The 15,220-nt window shown below is 68.9% G+C and carries 12 protein-coding genes and 1 pseudogene; 9 read left to right on the top strand and 4 right to left on the bottom strand.

Annotation, left to right across the window (positions count from 1 at the left end; translation table 11 throughout):
* Positions 1 to 142 precede the first annotated feature (142 nt).
* On the top strand, positions 143 to 874 hold the full coding sequence (locus H036_RS23985; RefSeq protein WP_017936730.1) for an NTP transferase domain-containing protein: 732 nt from the start codon (positions 143 to 145) through the stop codon (positions 872 to 874).
* Positions 841 to 1,812 carry an aldo/keto reductase gene (locus H036_RS0120735; RefSeq protein WP_017936731.1) on the top strand — a complete coding sequence of 324 codons (972 nt, stop codon included), beginning with the start codon at positions 841 to 843 and terminating at the stop codon, positions 1,810 to 1,812. The genes H036_RS23985 and H036_RS0120735 overlap by 34 nt, the downstream gene beginning before the upstream one ends.
* A 38-nt stretch (positions 1,813 to 1,850) precedes the next feature.
* Here the strand turns inward: H036_RS0120735 and H036_RS0120740 are convergent, their stop codons facing one another.
* Positions 1,851 to 2,669 (bottom strand): mycofactocin-coupled SDR family oxidoreductase, encoded by an 819-nt coding sequence (locus tag H036_RS0120740; RefSeq protein WP_017936732.1) that lies wholly within the window; start codon positions 2,667 to 2,669, stop codon positions 1,851 to 1,853.
* A gap of 41 nt (positions 2,670 to 2,710) precedes the next feature.
* A complete protein-coding gene (locus H036_RS0120745) occupies positions 2,711 to 4,162 on the bottom strand; it encodes an aldehyde dehydrogenase family protein (RefSeq protein WP_017936733.1) in 1,452 nt (483 codons plus the stop codon).
* Between the two features lie 237 nt (positions 4,163 to 4,399).
* Here H036_RS0120745 and H036_RS0120750 point away from each other — a divergent pair, with 237 nt between their 5' ends.
* The 3 genes from H036_RS0120750 (at position 4,400) to H036_RS0120760 (ending at position 9,259) form a co-directional block, all read left to right on the top strand.
* Positions 4,400 to 5,668, top strand: coding sequence for an ABC transporter substrate-binding protein (locus tag H036_RS0120750; RefSeq protein ID WP_017936734.1), 1,269 nt, complete (start codon positions 4,400 to 4,402; stop codon positions 5,666 to 5,668).
* A gap of 88 nt (positions 5,669 to 5,756) precedes the next feature.
* Positions 5,757 to 8,549 (top strand): branched-chain amino acid ABC transporter permease/ATP-binding protein, encoded by a 2,793-nt coding sequence (locus tag H036_RS23990; protein ID WP_017936735.1) that lies wholly within the window; start codon positions 5,757 to 5,759, stop codon positions 8,547 to 8,549.
* Complete coding sequence (locus tag H036_RS0120760) at positions 8,546 to 9,259, top strand: ABC transporter ATP-binding protein (RefSeq protein ID WP_017936736.1); 714 nt, start codon at positions 8,546 to 8,548, stop codon at positions 9,257 to 9,259. Before H036_RS23990 ends, H036_RS0120760 begins: the two co-directional genes overlap by 4 nt.
* Positions 9,260 to 9,372: 113 nt before the next feature.
* On the opposite strand, the gene H036_RS23995 is transcribed toward H036_RS0120760, so the two are convergent.
* Positions 9,373 to 9,645: a hypothetical protein gene (locus H036_RS23995; protein WP_017936737.1), complete on the bottom strand. Its 273-nt coding sequence runs from the start codon at positions 9,643 to 9,645 to the stop codon at positions 9,373 to 9,375.
* A gap of 93 nt (positions 9,646 to 9,738) precedes the next feature.
* Here H036_RS23995 and H036_RS0120770 point away from each other — a divergent pair, with 93 nt between their 5' ends.
* The 4 genes and pseudogenes from H036_RS0120770 (at position 9,739) to H036_RS0120780 (ending at position 13,586) form a co-directional block, all read left to right on the top strand.
* Positions 9,739 to 10,917 carry an amidohydrolase family protein gene (locus H036_RS0120770; protein WP_017936738.1) on the top strand — a complete coding sequence of 393 codons (1,179 nt, stop codon included), beginning with the start codon at positions 9,739 to 9,741 and terminating at the stop codon, positions 10,915 to 10,917.
* A gap of 4 nt (positions 10,918 to 10,921) precedes the next feature.
* Positions 10,922 to 11,074 (top strand): annotated as a pseudogene (locus tag H036_RS26220) (zinc ribbon domain-containing protein); the annotation flags it as partial.
* Entirely contained in the window at positions 11,051 to 12,589 is a 1,539-nt protein-coding gene (locus H036_RS0120775) for a thiolase C-terminal domain-containing protein (RefSeq protein ID WP_232421924.1), read from the top strand. The pseudogene H036_RS26220 and the gene H036_RS0120775, both read left to right, overlap by 24 nt.
* 43 nt (positions 12,590 to 12,632) lie before the next feature.
* Complete coding sequence (locus H036_RS0120780; RefSeq protein WP_017936740.1) at positions 12,633 to 13,586, top strand: LysR family transcriptional regulator; 954 nt, start codon at positions 12,633 to 12,635, stop codon at positions 13,584 to 13,586.
* Between the two features lie 415 nt (positions 13,587 to 14,001).
* On the opposite strand, the gene H036_RS0120790 is transcribed toward H036_RS0120780, so the two are convergent.
* Positions 14,002 to 15,219, bottom strand: a complete 1,218-nt coding sequence (locus tag H036_RS0120790) for a CaiB/BaiF CoA transferase family protein (RefSeq protein ID WP_198290044.1) — start codon at positions 15,217 to 15,219, stop codon at positions 14,002 to 14,004.
* Position 15,220 lies beyond the last annotated feature (1 nt).

Here is a 15,220-nt window from a genome sequence, read left to right on the forward strand (position 1 = left end):
GAGACCATCTCCCGGATGGCCGGCTCGGAGTTCGGCTCAGCCAAGACCGTCGCCGAGATCACCCAGATCGCCGACGGCATCAACCGCCCCGTCCGCGAACGCACGACCCTGTACGGCGAGGTCGGGTCCACGCAGGTCGCCTGTGCGGCCCGCTGACCGGCTCGCGATCGTCATCCCGGCCAAGCGCCTGGCGGAGGCGAAGTCACGACTCGACCTTCCCGATCCTGTACGCCGCGAGGTCGCCCAGCACCTGCTGAGCAACACGGTCGCCACCGCCATGGGGTGTCGCGACGTGAGCTCGGTGACGGTGGTGACCTCGGACCCCGTTCTGGCGGCCATCACCATCGCCCTCGGCGCCGACGTCGTACCCGAGCCGGAGCGCGCGGGGCTGTGCGCCGCGCTCGACCGCGGGCGGGAGCACGCGCTCCGATCCAGGGTCGACGCGATCGGGCTGCTGATGGCGGATCTGCCCGCGATCACGGCCGAGGACCTCACAGCGGTCCATCGGGAGTTCCGAGACACGGGCGGCCCGGCGATGGTCCGGGACCTCGTCGGCACCGGCACCACCATGGTGATCCACCCGTCGGACCAGCAGCCGAGCCTGCTCTTCGGCCCGGACTCCGCGGCCCGGCACGCGGCGGTCGGCTACCGGCTCATCGCGGAGGGGCTGACCCGGCTGCGCCATGACCTCGACACCGTCGCCGACATCACCGACGAGGTCAGCGAGCTGGTGTTCGGTGCGATCGTCCGCGATGCCACGGCCGGCGACCCGTGCCCGATCGGCCCGACACCGATCCCCGAAACAACCGGACCCGAGCACCGACCCATGAGGAGACTGCTATGCACTACCGGCGCCTTGGCAAGACCGGCCTGAGGGTCTCGGCACTCACACTCGGCTGCATGAGCTGGGGCGACACGTCGCGCGGCGGACATCCATGGGTCCTCGACGAGGAGGCCGCGCGAGGGATCGTGCGCGCGGCACTCGACGCCGGCATCAACATGTTCGACACCGCCAACGCCTACTCCGGCGGCAGCAGCGAGGAGATCACCGGACGCCTCCTGCGCACGATGGCCCGCCGTGAGGAGGTCCTCATCGCGACGAAGCTGTTCAGCCCGATGCGCGCGGACGCCAATGCCGCCGGGCTCTCGCGGCACGCCGTCATGACCGAGGTCGACGCCAGTCTTCGTCGCCTCGGCGTCGACCACATCGACCTCTACCAGATCCACCGCTGGGACCGCCGTACGCCGATCGAGGAGACCATGGAGGCGCTCCACGACGTGGTCAAGGCGGGCAAGGTCCGCTACATCGGCGCCTCGTCGATGTACGCCTGGCAGTTCGCGAAGGCGCAGTACACCGCCGACCTCGGTGGCTGGACCCGCTTCGTCTCGATGCAGGACCACTACAACCTCCTCTACCGTGAGGAGGAGCGCGAGATGCTCCCGTTCTGCGCCGACCAGGGCGTCGGCGTCCTGCCGTGGAGCCCATTGGCCCGCGGACGGCTCGCCCGCGAGTGGGATGCCGAGACAGCACGCGCCCAGACCGACGAGTTCGGCGCGGGCCTCTACCAGCCCGGAGATCGCGACATCGTCGACGCCGTCGGGCAGGTCGCCGAGGCACGGGGCGTGCAGCGCGCGCAGGTCGCCCTGGCGTGGCTGCTCTCCCGGCCCGCCGTCACCTCACCGATCATCGGCGTCACCAAGCCGCACCACCTCACCGATGCCCTCGGGGCCCTCGACCTCACCCTGACCGACGAGGAGGTCGGGTCGCTCGAGGCGCACTACACGCCGCACGCGATCGCGGGGCACCGCTGACAGGGAGCTGACAGAAGCGGCAGTACCCCGCGATCGGGTCAGCGGATCGAGAACCCCGCGTCCAGCGCCCACTGGGTGCCGGTGATGAACTTCGCCTCGTCGCTGACCAGGTAGGCCACCGCGTTCGCGATGTCCTCCGGCTGCAGGATGGCCACGGGAAGCAGGTTCTGCATCGCGGCGATGTTCGTGTTCGGGTCTGCGGCCATCTTCTGCATCGCAGCATTGGTCGTCATGCCCGAGACCACGCCGGTGGGGTGGATCGTGTTCACCCGGATCATGTGGGCGGCGTACTGCTGGGCGAGCACCTGCATATAGCCGACCAGCCCCCGCTTGGCCGCGGTGTAGGCCTGGGCCGCGGGAGCATCGGTGCCCGTCCCCTTGAGGCCGGCGCTGGAGCTGACCAGCACGATCGAGCCGCCGTTGCCGCCGTCGACCAGTCTCTCGATCGTCGCCTGGACGGTGTTGAACGCGCCGGTGAGGATGACGTCGAGCGTGTCCTGCCACTCCTGGACGGGGTTCTCGGTGGCGCCGTAGCGGATCATCCCGGCGTTGGCGATGACGATGTCGAGGCGGCCGAGGCGGGCGACCCCCTCGTCGACGACCTGCTTGACCGCCTCGCCATCGCGCACGTCAGCCTTGCCGATGACCATGGTGCGCCCCTCCTTCTCGACCAGGGCGGCGGTCTCCTCCAGCTCCGCCCACGTGCCGCAGGAGTAGTCGAAGCTGGCGATGTCCTCGCAGATGTCGAGGCCGATGATGTCGATGCCCTCCCGGGCCAGACGTACGGCGTGAGCGCGGCCCTGGCCGCGCGCGGCGCCGGTGATGAGAGCGACGCGGCCCTCCTGTGTTGCGGTCATGAACAGACTCCTGATCTCGAGGGTGGTGCGACGGGTCGTGCTCAGATGGCGATGGCGATGCTGCGGGTGCGGAGGAACTCCTCGATCCCCTCGCGACCACCCTCCTTGCCGACGCCGGAGAGCCCGAAGCCGCCGAACGGCCTGCCTACCTGCAGGTTCATCGCCCCGTTGATGAGGGTCTCGCCGGCCTCCAGCTCGGTGGCGACCCGGATCGCGCGCGTAAGGTCCTTGGTCTGGACGTACGACGAGAGCCCGTAGCGGGTGCCGTTGGCGAGCGCGATGGCCTCCTCCTCGGTGGAGAACCGGAAGAGGCACAGCACGGGTCCGAACACCTCGGTCTGGGCGATCTCGCTGGCCGGATCGACGTCGACGAGCACGGTGGGCTCGATGAAGTAGCCGGGGCGGTCGATGCGCTTGCCGCCGGTGAGGACCGTGGCGCCCTGCTCCTCGGCTCGCTCGATCATGCCGAGGATCCGGTCCACGGCGGCTTCGTTGACGACCGGTCCGGAGGCGATCTCGGGGTCGAACGGATCGCCGACCGGGATGTTCTCGGCGATCGTCTTCACCGTGGCGACGACCTCGTCGTACACGGAGTCCTGGACGATCATCCGGGTCGCGAAGGCGCATCCCTGACCGGACAGGGCGATCAGCGAGAACGTCGTCCCGAGCCGGCAGGCCGCGAGCAGGTCGGCGTCCTCGAAGACGATGTTCGCCGACTTGCCGCCCAGCTCGAGCACCGCCGGCTTCATGTCGGCAGCGCAGGCCTCCAGGATCCTGGAGGCCGTGGCCGGGCCACCGGTGAAGGTGATCTTCTTGACCAGCGGGTGGCTCACCAGGTGGGCGCCTGCCTCGGCGGTGCCAGGAAGCACGTTGATCACGCCCGGCGGGAAGCCCGCTTCCTCGACGAGATCCATGAACAGCTCACCGGAGAAGGGCGTGAGCTCCGAGGGCTTGACCACGACGGTGTTGCCCGCGGCGACTGCGGCGGGGATCTTCATCGCCAACGAGATCAGCGGGCCGTTCCACGTGATGATGATGCCGACCACGCCGTACGGCTGGGCCAGGGTGTAGCCGAGCTCGCCCAGGTCCTGCGGGTTGCCCGTGAGGTCGCCGGTCAGCTTGTCCGCCCAGCCCGCGTAGTAGCGGGTCCACTCGGCCGAAAGCTGCGGAAAGGCTGCCCCCGCCGCGAGCGGCGTCCCGTTGTCCAGCGCTCCCAGGCGCCCGAACTCGGCCGCGTGTGCCTCGATCAGATCGGCCAGCTTCAGCAGGAGCTGGCGCCGCACCGCTGGACGGGTCCGCTTCCAGGTCCCGAAAGCCTCCTGCGCCTTGGCCACCGCCAGGTCGATCTCCTCCTTGCCGGCCATCGGGATCACCGCATCCACGTCGCCGGTGGCCGGTGAGACGTGCTCGTGGGAGCCGCCGGAGCCGACAGCGAGCTTCTCGCCATGGATCCGGAGATGCACCTTCGGGGGCGTGCGGTCGGGCTCTGACATCGGGACTCCCAGTTAGATCATATGACTATTAGCGAGCATGCAATCCGGTCCGCCGCCGGCTGTCAACGGCCCTCCCTGGCGTCCGCCGCCACCCCCTGTGCAAGACCTTAACCATTTAGATCATTGACCTATGTGAACTAGATCATCTATGGTCCGGTGACTGAAATCACACGGTTGCGTCACCTCGACGCGCCGCTCCGAAGGGCCACCGCCCACCGCCAGAAGGAATGCTCGAAGATGACACACCGTCGCACCTCAGCACGACGCGCACTGGCCGCTGTGGCAGTGCTGCCGCTGGTCCTCACGGCCGCGGCCTGTGGAAGCAGCAGCAACAACGACTCGGGATCCTCCAGCCACGCCGACAAGGACTCGGCCATCAGCGCAGCGCCGGCGGGCACCTTCCCCGGCAAGAAGGCCACCGGGTCCGCCGTCACGATCGGCCTGATCAGCGACGAGGGTGGGACCAACATCGACGCTCCGGAGGGTCGCGTCGCGGCCGAGGCCGCGGTCAAGTATGCCAACGCCGACCTCGGCGGGCTCGGCGGCCACGTCATCAAGCTCGACATCTGCAAGCAGGCGGAGGACGCGCCCTCGGCCACCGCCTGCGCCAACCAGATGGTGCAGGACGGCGTCGCCGCCGTCGTCATCACCAACACGGGCCAGGGCCCGGTCATGGCCTCGATCCTCGGCAAGGCCGGCATCGCCTACACCAGCTACAGCGGCGCGACCCCGCAGGAGCTCACGAACCCGACGTCCTTCTTCTGGACCGGCGGCGTCCCCGCCACGATCGCCGGATTCGCCCGGAAGGCGGCCGAGCAGGGCGCGAAGAACTTCACCCTCTTCATCACCGACACGGGCTCGGTGGTCGCAGGCGTCAGCGCCATCGCCAAGCCGACGTTCGCCGCGGCCAAGATCGACCTGACGATCACGCCCATCCCGGCCGGCACGCCGGACGCGACCCCGCAGGTCACCGCCGGCGTGAAGGACAAGCCCACCGCGGTCGGCCTGGTCGGCGACACCACGATGTGCACCGCGGCCATGAAGGCCCTCTCCACCCTCGGCACGGACACCACGCCGTACCTCATCCAGCCGTGCTTCTCGGATGCCTTCAACAAGTCGGCGGGCTCCGCGCTCGCGAAGTCGGTCCTCTTCACCAGTAGTGACCAGACGACGCAGAGCGACTCCGCGAAGACCTACCGCGCCGTCATGGCCAAGTACGCCCCCGCGGGCGCCCAGCTGTCCCTGCAGGCCCCGAGCGGCTACCAGTCGATGCTGACCTTCATCAACGCGGCGGGCTCCACGATCGGCAGCACCGATCCCACGCCGGCGAACATCATCGCCGCCCTGCACAAGGTCAAGGGCGTCCCGCTCGCCCTCGGCGGCGGTCTGACCGTGACGTGCGACGGCAAGCAGTTCCCCGGCGTGACGTCGCTCTGCGGCGCTGGCACGCTCGTGGGCAACGTCATGGCCGACGGCAGCACCCCCACGCTGGCACCGCTCTCGTAGTCACCTCCGGACACCGGTGCACCGGGCGGACCCCCTGGCGGGACCGCCCGGTGCACCGTGATCCACTCCTCCAAGGGAGTTCCTCAGCATGACCGAGTACCTCAGTTTCTTGCTCCTGGGCATCGGGAGCGGCGCGGTGTATGCCGCGCTCGCCTCGGCCCTGGTGGTGACGTTCCGTTCCTCGGGCGTCGTCAACTTCAGCACCGGAGCGATCTCGCTCTACATCGCCTACACCTTCGCCTACCTGCGCAACGGGCAGCTGCTCAGCCCGCTGCCAGGGACGCCGGTCGGCATCGACCTCGGTGGACCCGTGGCCACCGCTCCGGCGATCCTCATCTCGCTCGCGATCGCCGCCGTCCTGGGGCTGGTGCTCTACTTCCTCATCTTCCGACCGCTGCGAAGCGCCTCCGCTGTCGCCAAGGCCGTCGCGAGCATCGGCGTGATGCTCGTGATCCAGAGCCTGCTGGCGGCGCGGGTGGGAACCAGCCCGGTCAGCGTCACCGGCTTCCTGCCCTCGAAGGCCGTCAGCATCGGCGGGGCTCGGCTGCCGGAGGATCGCCTCTGGATCGCCGGCATCGTCATCGCCGTCGGACTGGTGCTCGGCGCGCTCGTGCGTTACACCCGCTTCGGACTCGCGACCCGCGCGGTGGCGGAGACCGAGCGGGGTGCGCTGGTCAGCGGCCTCTCGCCGGACACGATCGCAGCAGCCAACTGGGTCCTCGGCGCGGTCGTCGCAGGCCTGTCGGGGATCCTGATCGCGCCGATCCTGCCGCTCGTCCCCCAGGCCTACACCCTCTTCATCGTGCCCGCGCTGGCCGCGGCGATGGTCGGCGGCTTCAGTCGACTCGCTCCCGCGATCGCCGCCGGCATCGCCATCGGCGCGCTGCAGTCGGTGGCGGTGTACGCACAGAGCAGCGTCGCCCACTTCCCGCAGGCCGGCGTCGACAAGCTCGTCCCCCTCGCCGTCATCATCGTGGTCCTTCTGGTCCAGGGCGGCGGGATCCCCCAGCGGGCCGCCGTCGCGGTCACCTCGATCGGCCGAGCCCCGCTCCCGCGCAACATCCCGCTCGGCACCGCGATCGGCGTGGTGATCGGCGTGGTTGCGCTCCTGGCGCTGCACGGCAACTGGCGCGGTGCGGTGATCGTCTCGATCGTCTACGCGATCATCTCGCTCTCCTACGTCGTGACCACGGGATATGCCGGCCAGGTCTCGCTGGCCCAGATCACGCTCGCCGGCGGCGCGGCATTCCTGCTCTCCCGGTTCACCACCCAGGCGCACATCCCCTTCCCCATCGCGCCGATCCTGGCTGCCTTGTGCGTCACGGTGCTCGGGGTCGTGCTGGGTCTGCCCGCGCTGCGTCTGCGCGGCCTTCCGGTCGCCGTCATCACCCTGGCGATCGCGGCAGCCATCGAGTCCATCTGGTTCCTCAACCCGCAATGGAACGGCGGGACGGCCGGTGCGCCCATCAAGGAGCCGAAGCTCTTCGGCCTCGACCTGGGCATCGGCGGCGGCCACGAATATCCCCGGGTGGCGTTCGGTCTCACGTGCCTGGTGGTCCTGACGCTGGTCGCCATCGGCGTGGCCCTCCTGCGCCGCTCGCGTCTGGGTGCCTCGATGCTGGCGGTGCGGGCCAACGAGCGCTCGGCCGCAGCGTCGGGCATCAACGTCGCGCAGGTGAAGATCGCGGCATTCGCGATCGGCGCCTTCATCGCCGGCATCGGCGGCTCGATGCTCGCCTACCAGCAGCAGGTCGCCAACGCATCGACGTACTCCACGCTCGGCGGCATCGCGATCTTCGCCGCGGTCTACCTCAGCGGCGTCTCCTCGGTCTTCGGCGGCATCAACGCCGGCGTCATCGGGGCCACGGGCGGATTCTTCTACTACCTGCTGAACCAGTGGCTCAGCCTCGACACGTACTTCGCCGTGGTCATGGGTGCGCTCCTCGTCGTGACGGTGATCGTCTACCCCGAGGGCATCACCGGACCGGTGCACGAGCTGATCCACAGGTGGCGCACGCGTCACGAGCGCGAGATCACTCGCGGCGACGTGATGAACGCCAGCGGCGAGGTGACGCCTCGCACCGACCTCACCTTCGGCGAGCCCGTGCTGACGGTGGAGGGGGTCGGGGTCCGGTACGGCGGTGTGACAGCACTCGACGACGTCTCCTTCGTCGCCCGCGACGGGGAGATCCTCGGCCTCATCGGCCCCAACGGAGCCGGAAAGACCACGCTCCTCGACGCGCTCAGCGGTTTCGCGGGACGGGCCACCGGATCGGTCGCCGTGGCCAGCCGCAGCGTCGACGGCATGGCGGCGCACCGGCGGGTCCGGGCCGGCCTGGGCCGTACGTTCCAGGCCATCGAGCTCTACGAGGACCTGACGGTCGCGGAGAACATCCGTGTCGGTATGGCGGGCTCCGACGGTCCGCTGGACCAGGACCAATGGGAGGCCCTGCTCCGTCTGCTCGGCCTCCAGGTCGTGGCAGAGCGCCCGGTCGCCGAGCTCTCCCAGGGACAGCGCCAGCTCGTCTCGATCGCCCGTGCACTGGCGGGCCGGCCGAAGGTGCTTCTGCTCGACGAGCCGGCCGCGGGCCTGGACAGCACCGAGTCGCTCTGGCTCGGCGAGCGGCTCAAGCGGGTCCGTGACGCCGGCATGACCATCGTCATGATCGATCACGACATGGGTCTCGTTCTTGAGACGTGCGACCACATCGTCGTTCTCGACCTCGGCAAGAAGATCGCCGACGGCTCACCCACCGACGTTCGCCACGACCCCGCCGTCATCAAGGCCTACCTCGGCGGCGGCCATGGCGAGGAGCCGGCGCTCGAGAGCATCGTCGTCGAAAGTGACGACGCCACCGCCACGGAAGGAACGCAGGTATGAGCGAGATCCTGCTCGAGGTCAAAGGCCTCAGCGCCGGCTACGTCGCGTCCCCCGTCGTCCGCGACCTCGACCTGACCGTCAAGGCCGGCGAGGTGCTCTCGATCCTCGGGCCGAACGGTGCCGGCAAGACGACCACGCTGCTCGCGATCAGCGGGATGCTCCCGCGCATGTCCGGGTCGGTCACCGTAGCCGGCCAGGAGATCCACAGCGGAAGGCCGCGCCCCACCGTCAAGGCGGGACTGTCCTACGTCCCCGACGATCGCGCTCTCTTCCGCACGCTGACGGTCGCCGAGAACCTCAAGCTCGCGGCCAAGGACAAGGCCGGCGTCGATGAGGTCTACGACCTGTTCCCGCGCCTGACCGAGCGCCTCAACGTCCAGGCGGGGCTGCTCTCCGGTGGGGAGCAGCAGCAACTCGCGATCGGCCGTGCCCTCGTGCAGCGGCCGCGGGTGCTGCTCATCGACGAGCTCTCGATGGGGCTCGCTCCGGTGATTGTCGAGGCGCTGCTTCCCGTGCTCAGGCGGGTCGCCGACGAGACCGGGGCAGGCGTGGTGCTCGTCGAGCAGCACGTGCAGCTCGCGCTCAGCATCTCGGACACCGCGATGGTGCTGGCCCACGGCGAGGTGGCCCTGACCGGCACCGGCGCCGACCTCATCGCGCACCCCAAGAAGATCGAGGCCGCCTACCTCGGGGAGAGCTCGGCGGCCTGACCCGCGCATCCTCGGGATGCCAACAAGGACGCGAGGCGTCAGCCCAGCTGAGGGGGCTGACGCCTCGCCCTTTGCCGCCCTGCTCGAGCATGCGGAAACGGCACGGCACCTTGCTAGAGGGTGCTGCCAGGACCCTCGTACGCCAAGAAGCCAGAGCCGTTGACGTCGGTCTTCGAGCGCGTCACGTTGCGCTCGTACGCCGACTCGAGGAGGGCGAGACGGGCGTGCAACGTCTCGGCATCGCCCTCCCCGCTCTCGATCGCCCCGCGGATCAGGGCCATCTCCTCCGTCATCCGGGCCGCGGACTCGTTGTAGGTGAGCAGATCGTGGTCCTCGTCCTCCTCGTTGCGCTGGACGACCTCGAACTGTGGCTGAGCATCACTCACGACTGAACTCCTCATAACGAACAACTAGATCATGCATAACAGTATGCTATATGATCGTCATCACAATCACCTGACTTCGCCGGAGGAACGTTCATGCCCCTGCAGGACTACATGCACATCATCTCGGTCGACGACCACCTGATCGAGCACCCGCGGGTGTGGAGCGATCGACTGCCATCGAAGTACGTCGAGGCGGGCCCGCAGATCATCGAGGACGAGCAGGGCCACCACGTGTGGGTCTACGAGGGAAAGCGGTACCCCTACATCGGACTCAACGCCGTGGCCGGCAAGAAGTTCGAGGACTTCGGCATGGAGCCGGTCCGCTACGAGGACATGATCCCCGGGTGCTACGACCCGGTGGCGCGCGTCAAGGACATGGACATCGACGGCGTCCAGGCCGCCGCGTGCTTCCCGTCGTTCCCCGGCTTCGGCGGCAACGTCTTCCACCGCGCGAACGACAAGGAGCTCGCGCTCGCCTGCGTCAAGGCGTGGAACGACTTCAGCATCGACGAGTGGTGCGGATCGGCACCGGACCGCTACATCCCGCTCGGCATCCTGCCGACGTGGGACGTCGACCTGTGCGTGCAGGAGCTGGAGCGCATCGCTGCCAAGGGCGCTCGCACGGTCTCCTTCCCCGACGCGCCGACGATGCTGGGCATGCCGTCGTTCCACAACCCCGTCTGGGACCCGTTCTGGAGCGCACTCGAGCACCACCAGATCCCGCTGAGCCTGCACTTCGGGTCAGGTGGCTACGTCCCCGGCTTCAACTACTCCAGCGCGGCCCTGTCTCCCAACCCGCCCGCTGCCGGCGACTCGCCGTACGCCGTTGCGATCGCCGGGTTCGCGACCAACCTCATGTGGTCGACGCTCGACTGGGTCTTCTCCGGGCAGCTGCAGAAGCACCCCGACCTGCGCATCATGCTCTCCGAGGGCGGCATCGGCTGGCTGCCCTACATCAGCGAGCGCGCCCACGAGACCTGGTCCCGGCACCGCTGGTACCAGGACATCGACAAGGCCACCGACCCGGCCGACCTGATCCGCAAGCACTTCTACGGCTGCTTCATCTCGGACTACTTCGGCGTGAAGAACCGTCACGAGATCGGCATCGACCGTCTGACGGTCGAGGTCGACTACCCCCACTCCGACTCGAACTGGCCCAACAGCCGCAAGATCCTGGCCGAGCAGTTCGTCGACGTCCCCGACGACGAGGTCCACCAGATGGTCGAGCTGAACGCGCGCGAGGTCTTCCGGTTCCCGCGCAGCGAGGGCTGAGCCGATGACGAAAGCGACCGGGCGTCCGGTCCCGCAACCCAGCCTCGCCAGCCGCGAGTACTGGGCCTCGGGGTCGGACGGCGTCCTGCGCGTGCAGCGATGCGCCGACTGCGGGTCGTACCAGATGCCGCCCATGCCTCGGTGCCGCTCGTGCCGAGGTGAGAAGGTCTCCTTCACGCCCGTGTCGGGCGCCGGCACCGTGATCGGCGTCAGCGTGAATCATCAGCAGTGGCTCCCCTCGCTGCCACCTCCGTACACCATTGCGAACGTGGCACTCGACGAGGACGACGGCTGCAGGATCACCACGAACGTGGTGAACTGCCCGCCCAGCGACGTCCGCGTCGGCACCCGAGTCAGGGTGCTGTTCGAGGAGTTGGACGACGGGATCTGGCTGCCGCTCTTCGAGCCCGTCCCCCTCGCCGAGGGTGGCGGCGACGACGGGCCGCAACCCGAGATCCGCGACTACCGGGCCGCGCTGCGTGCTCCCGCCTCGGCCCGCAAACCGGAGGACGAGGTGGCACTGACCGGCGTCGGCCAGTCGCGGGTCGGGCGCCGGCTCATGACCGACCCGATCGCGCTCACCATCGAGGCCACCCTCTCCGCGATCGAGGACGCGGGTCTCACCCTGGCCGACATCGATGGAATCTGCAGCTACCCGGGCAATCTCCCCCACGGCATGTCCGAGGGCGGGATCAGCGCGCTGGTCGAGGCGTTGCAGCTGACGCCGACCTGGATCAACGGCGGCGGTGAGACGCCCGGTCAGATCGGCTCGATCATGAACGCGATGATGGCCGTCGCGAGTGGCATGGCCCGCCACGTCCTGTGCTTCCGCACGGTCTGGCAGGCCACCCACGCCGAGCTCGCCCGCAGCGGCTTCTGGAAGGAGTCGTCCGGCCGCGCCGAGGGCGTGATGTCCGAGTATCGCCTTCCCTACGGCGCGGTCTCCGCATCGTCCTGGATCGGCATGGCGGCCTCCCAGTACCTGCACAGGTACGGCCGGACCCGCGAGGAGGTGCTGGCACCGGTCGCCCTCACCGCGCGTGCCAACGCCGCGGCCAACCCCGAGGCGGTGTACCGCGACCCGCTGACGCTCGACGACTACGTCAACGCCCGGATGGTCTCGACGCCGTTCGGCCTCTACGACTGCGACGTTCCGGTCGACGGCGCGGTCGCGATCATCGTCTCGGCCAAGGAGACCGTCGGCGACCTCCGATCCACACCGGTCTACGTCGAGGCGATCGGCACCCAGATCATGGAGCGCCTGAGCTGGGACCAGGACACCTTCACGCATCTTCCCCAGACGCTCGGGCCGGCCGCCCACCTGTGGTCTCGCACCGACCTGACTCCGGACGACATCGACATCGCGGAGCTCTACGACGGGTTCACCTTCAACGCCGTCTCGTGGTTCGAGGCGCTCGGCTTCTGCGGATTCGGCGAGGCAGCCGACTTCTTCGAGGGCGGCAAGGCCATCGCGATCGACGGACGCCTGCCGCTCAACACCCACGGCGGCCAGCTCTCGGCGGGGCGGCTGCACGGCTACGGCTTCGTCCGCGAGGCGATGCTGCAGCTGCGTGGCGAGGCGCCCGGTCTCCAGGTCCCGCATGCCCGCACCGCTGTCGTGTCGGCGGGCGGCGGCGTACCGTCCGGCGCGATGCTGCTGCGGCGCGACTGAGTCCTACGACCTGCGTCAGCGGCACGGATGAAAGGATGGTCCGATGGAGATCCAGCAGCTCCGCTGCTTCGTCGCGGTCGCCGACAGCGGGTCGTTCTCGAGCGCCGCACAACTGCTCTCGTTGACGCAGCCCTCGCTCTCCCAGTCGGTGGCCCGTCTCGAGGCGGAGTTCGGCGCGAAGCTGTTCCACCGGTCCTCGAAGGGAACCGTCCTCTCCGAGGCCGGGAACGTGCTGGTGCGGCAGGCCCGCAACGTGCTCCGCGCCGTCGATGACACCCAGGAGACGGTCAACGCCCTGCGCGGCCTCGACACCGGCACGCTGACGATCGCGCCGTACATCACCTTCGTCACCCCGGTGACGAAGGTGGTTGCGGCGTTCCGCGACCTCCATCCCGGCGTCACGATCAAGCTGCTGCCACCGTCTAACACCACCGGCGTCCACCGGAACGTGGAGTCCGGCGCGGCGGACATCGGCTTCGCGCTCTTCAACGACGACATCGAGCTCCGGGTGACCCATGACCTTCTCGACATCACGCCGGTGGCCGTCGACGAGAGCGTCGCCTTCGTTCCGCGAGACTCTCCGATCGGCGGCAGCAAGGACCCCATCACCCTGAAGGAGGTGGCTCAGCTTCCGGTGATCGCACCGAGTCGGGACCACCCGATGCGCATCCTCCTCGACCGAAACTTCGCGGCGGCAGGAGCGACGCCGCGTTACGGCGTCGAGTGCGAGCACTTCGAGACGAGCGTCGACCTGGTGGCGCAGGGGCTGGGGACGCACATCACGACCCGAGGAGCCTTTCCCGCCAACCCGGGTCCGGACGTCGTCGTGCGTCCCCTCACGCCCGCTCGACGCTGGCCGGTGGCGATGCTGCGTCAGGCAGGAGATCCGTCGCCGGCCTCGGCCGCGTTCAGCGAGGTGGCCCTCAAGGTCTTCGCCGACGAGGGCGCAGACCTGCATGAGGCTGCCCGGCTCATCGAGAAGATGCGCGCATCCTGACGCCACCAGGCCGGGCAGGCCGGTAGCCGCGAGAGGTCAGTTTCCGCGGGTTGAGTGTCCAGCGATCGCACCGATGACGAGGCCCGCTTCGAGCTCGCCCTCGCCCTCGCCGTCGCCGTACGTCGAGGCGAAGCGGATCCGTCGCATCGACCCGTCGCCCACGATCTCGGTCGGCGTCCAGCCGAAGCGGAAGGTGACCCGCGGTTCGCTGACTAGGGGCGGGTTCTCCCGAACAGGTCGGCCTTGAAGCCGCGGGCCTGATGGCGGTGTCGCGCAATACGGCATCGTCGCGGCATCCGCCAGTGATCACGATAGCGCCGGGGCTCCTTGCCAGCTCGGCCACGGAGGGAAACGGCCGGCGGCAGCCGGTGACACCTGCGAGGGTCACCGGCTGCCGCCGCGTCTGCCGTCGGGATCAGGTGATCGCGTTGAGCAGCTTGAGCTCGATCAGACGCTCGTCGTCGTGGCCCAGCTCGCGGACGATGTCGTCGGTGTGCTCGGCGAACTGCGGTGCCCGCGTGATCGAGACGGGCGTCATGTCGAACTGCACGGGGTTCGCGATCAGCTCACGCTCGACACCCTCGGCATCCTCGACCTTCGCCACCATGCCGTTGGCCCGCAACGAGATGTCGTTGCCGACCTCCCACGTGTTCTGGACAGCCGCCCACTGACCTTCCTGACTCTCCAGGGCCGCCGTCATCTCGGCGTAGGTCTTGGTCGCGAACAGCTCCGCCACCACGTCGGAGGCCTCCGCCGCATTCGCCAGGACCTTCTCCCCGGTGTCGAAGCGCTCGTCGGTTGCGAGGTCGGAGCGGCCCGCGGCCGTCATGAAGTCGGCCCAGTAGCGGCCAGGCTGCAGCATCGCCAGCATGATCCAGCGACCGTCGGAGGTCTGGTACGGGCCGGTCAGCGGGTTGCTGGCCGAGCCGTACTTCCGCGGCGGCCTGCTCGGAACCGGCCCGCCGACCATGAGTGCCATGTTGACCGAGAACTGCGTGGTCCACGCGCCGACCGACAGCAGCGAGACGTCGACGACCGACGTCTCCCCCGTGGTCGCCCGCTTGAAGAGCGCAGCCGCGATGCCGCCGGCGATCGTCATGCCGCCGATTGAGTCGCCGTAGGCACCCGTCGGTTGGTCGAGGAAGAACTCCGTCGACTCGTTGATCTGGGCACCGCTTCCACCCCGCGCCCAGAAGCCGGTGCTGTCGAAGCCGCCCTTGTTGCTCTCCGGGCCGCTCGGACCGAAGCCGGAGCCGCGGACATAGATGATGTCCGGGTTGATCTTGCGGATGTCCTCCAGATCGATCCCGAGCTTCTGTCGAGCCTCGGGAAGGAAGTTGGTGAGGAAGACGTCGCTGGTGCGCACGATCTCGTAGAGAAGCTCCCTCGCCTCCGCCTTCTCCAGTGCCAACCCGATGCTGCGCTTGCCGCGGTTGGGGCCTTCCATCATCGGATGGAAGCTGCTGCCCTTGCTGATCGCGTCGAGCCCGAAGACCTTCATCAGCCCGCGCTGGGCGTCGCCGGTCCGGGCGTGCTCGACCTTGATGACGTCCGCGCCCCAGTCGGCCATGACGGCGCCGGCGGCCGGGACGAAGGTGAACTGGGCGACCTCGACGACGCGGACGCCGCTCATC

Source organism: Nocardioides sp. Iso805N (genome assembly GCF_000364605.1).
GTDB lineage: Bacteria > Actinomycetota > Actinomycetes > Propionibacteriales > Nocardioidaceae > Nocardioides.

Coding starts and splice junctions, on each gene's coding strand:
- H036_RS0120735 (WP_017936731.1), top strand. CDS start 841: ATGCACTACCGGCGCCTTGGCAAGACCGGCCTGAGGGTCTCGGCACTC.
- H036_RS0120740 (WP_017936732.1), bottom strand. CDS start 2,669: ATGACCGCAACACAGGAGGGCCGCGTCGCTCTCATCACCGGCGCCGCG.
- H036_RS0120745 (WP_017936733.1), bottom strand. CDS start 4,162: ATGTCAGAGCCCGACCGCACGCCCCCGAAGGTGCATCTCCGGATCCAT.
- H036_RS0120750 (WP_017936734.1), top strand. CDS start 4,400: ATGACACACCGTCGCACCTCAGCACGACGCGCACTGGCCGCTGTGGCA.
- H036_RS23990 (WP_017936735.1), top strand. CDS start 5,757: ATGACCGAGTACCTCAGTTTCTTGCTCCTGGGCATCGGGAGCGGCGCG.
- H036_RS0120760 (WP_017936736.1), top strand. CDS start 8,546: ATGAGCGAGATCCTGCTCGAGGTCAAAGGCCTCAGCGCCGGCTACGTC.
- H036_RS0120770 (WP_017936738.1), top strand. CDS start 9,739: ATGCCCCTGCAGGACTACATGCACATCATCTCGGTCGACGACCACCTG.
- H036_RS0120775 (WP_232421924.1), top strand. CDS start 11,051: ATGCCTCGGTGCCGCTCGTGCCGAGGTGAGAAGGTCTCCTTCACGCCC.
- H036_RS0120780 (WP_017936740.1), top strand. CDS start 12,633: ATGGAGATCCAGCAGCTCCGCTGCTTCGTCGCGGTCGCCGACAGCGGG.
- H036_RS0120790 (WP_198290044.1), bottom strand. CDS start 15,219: ATGAGCGGCGTCCGCGTCGTCGAGGTCGCCCAGTTCACCTTCGTCCCG.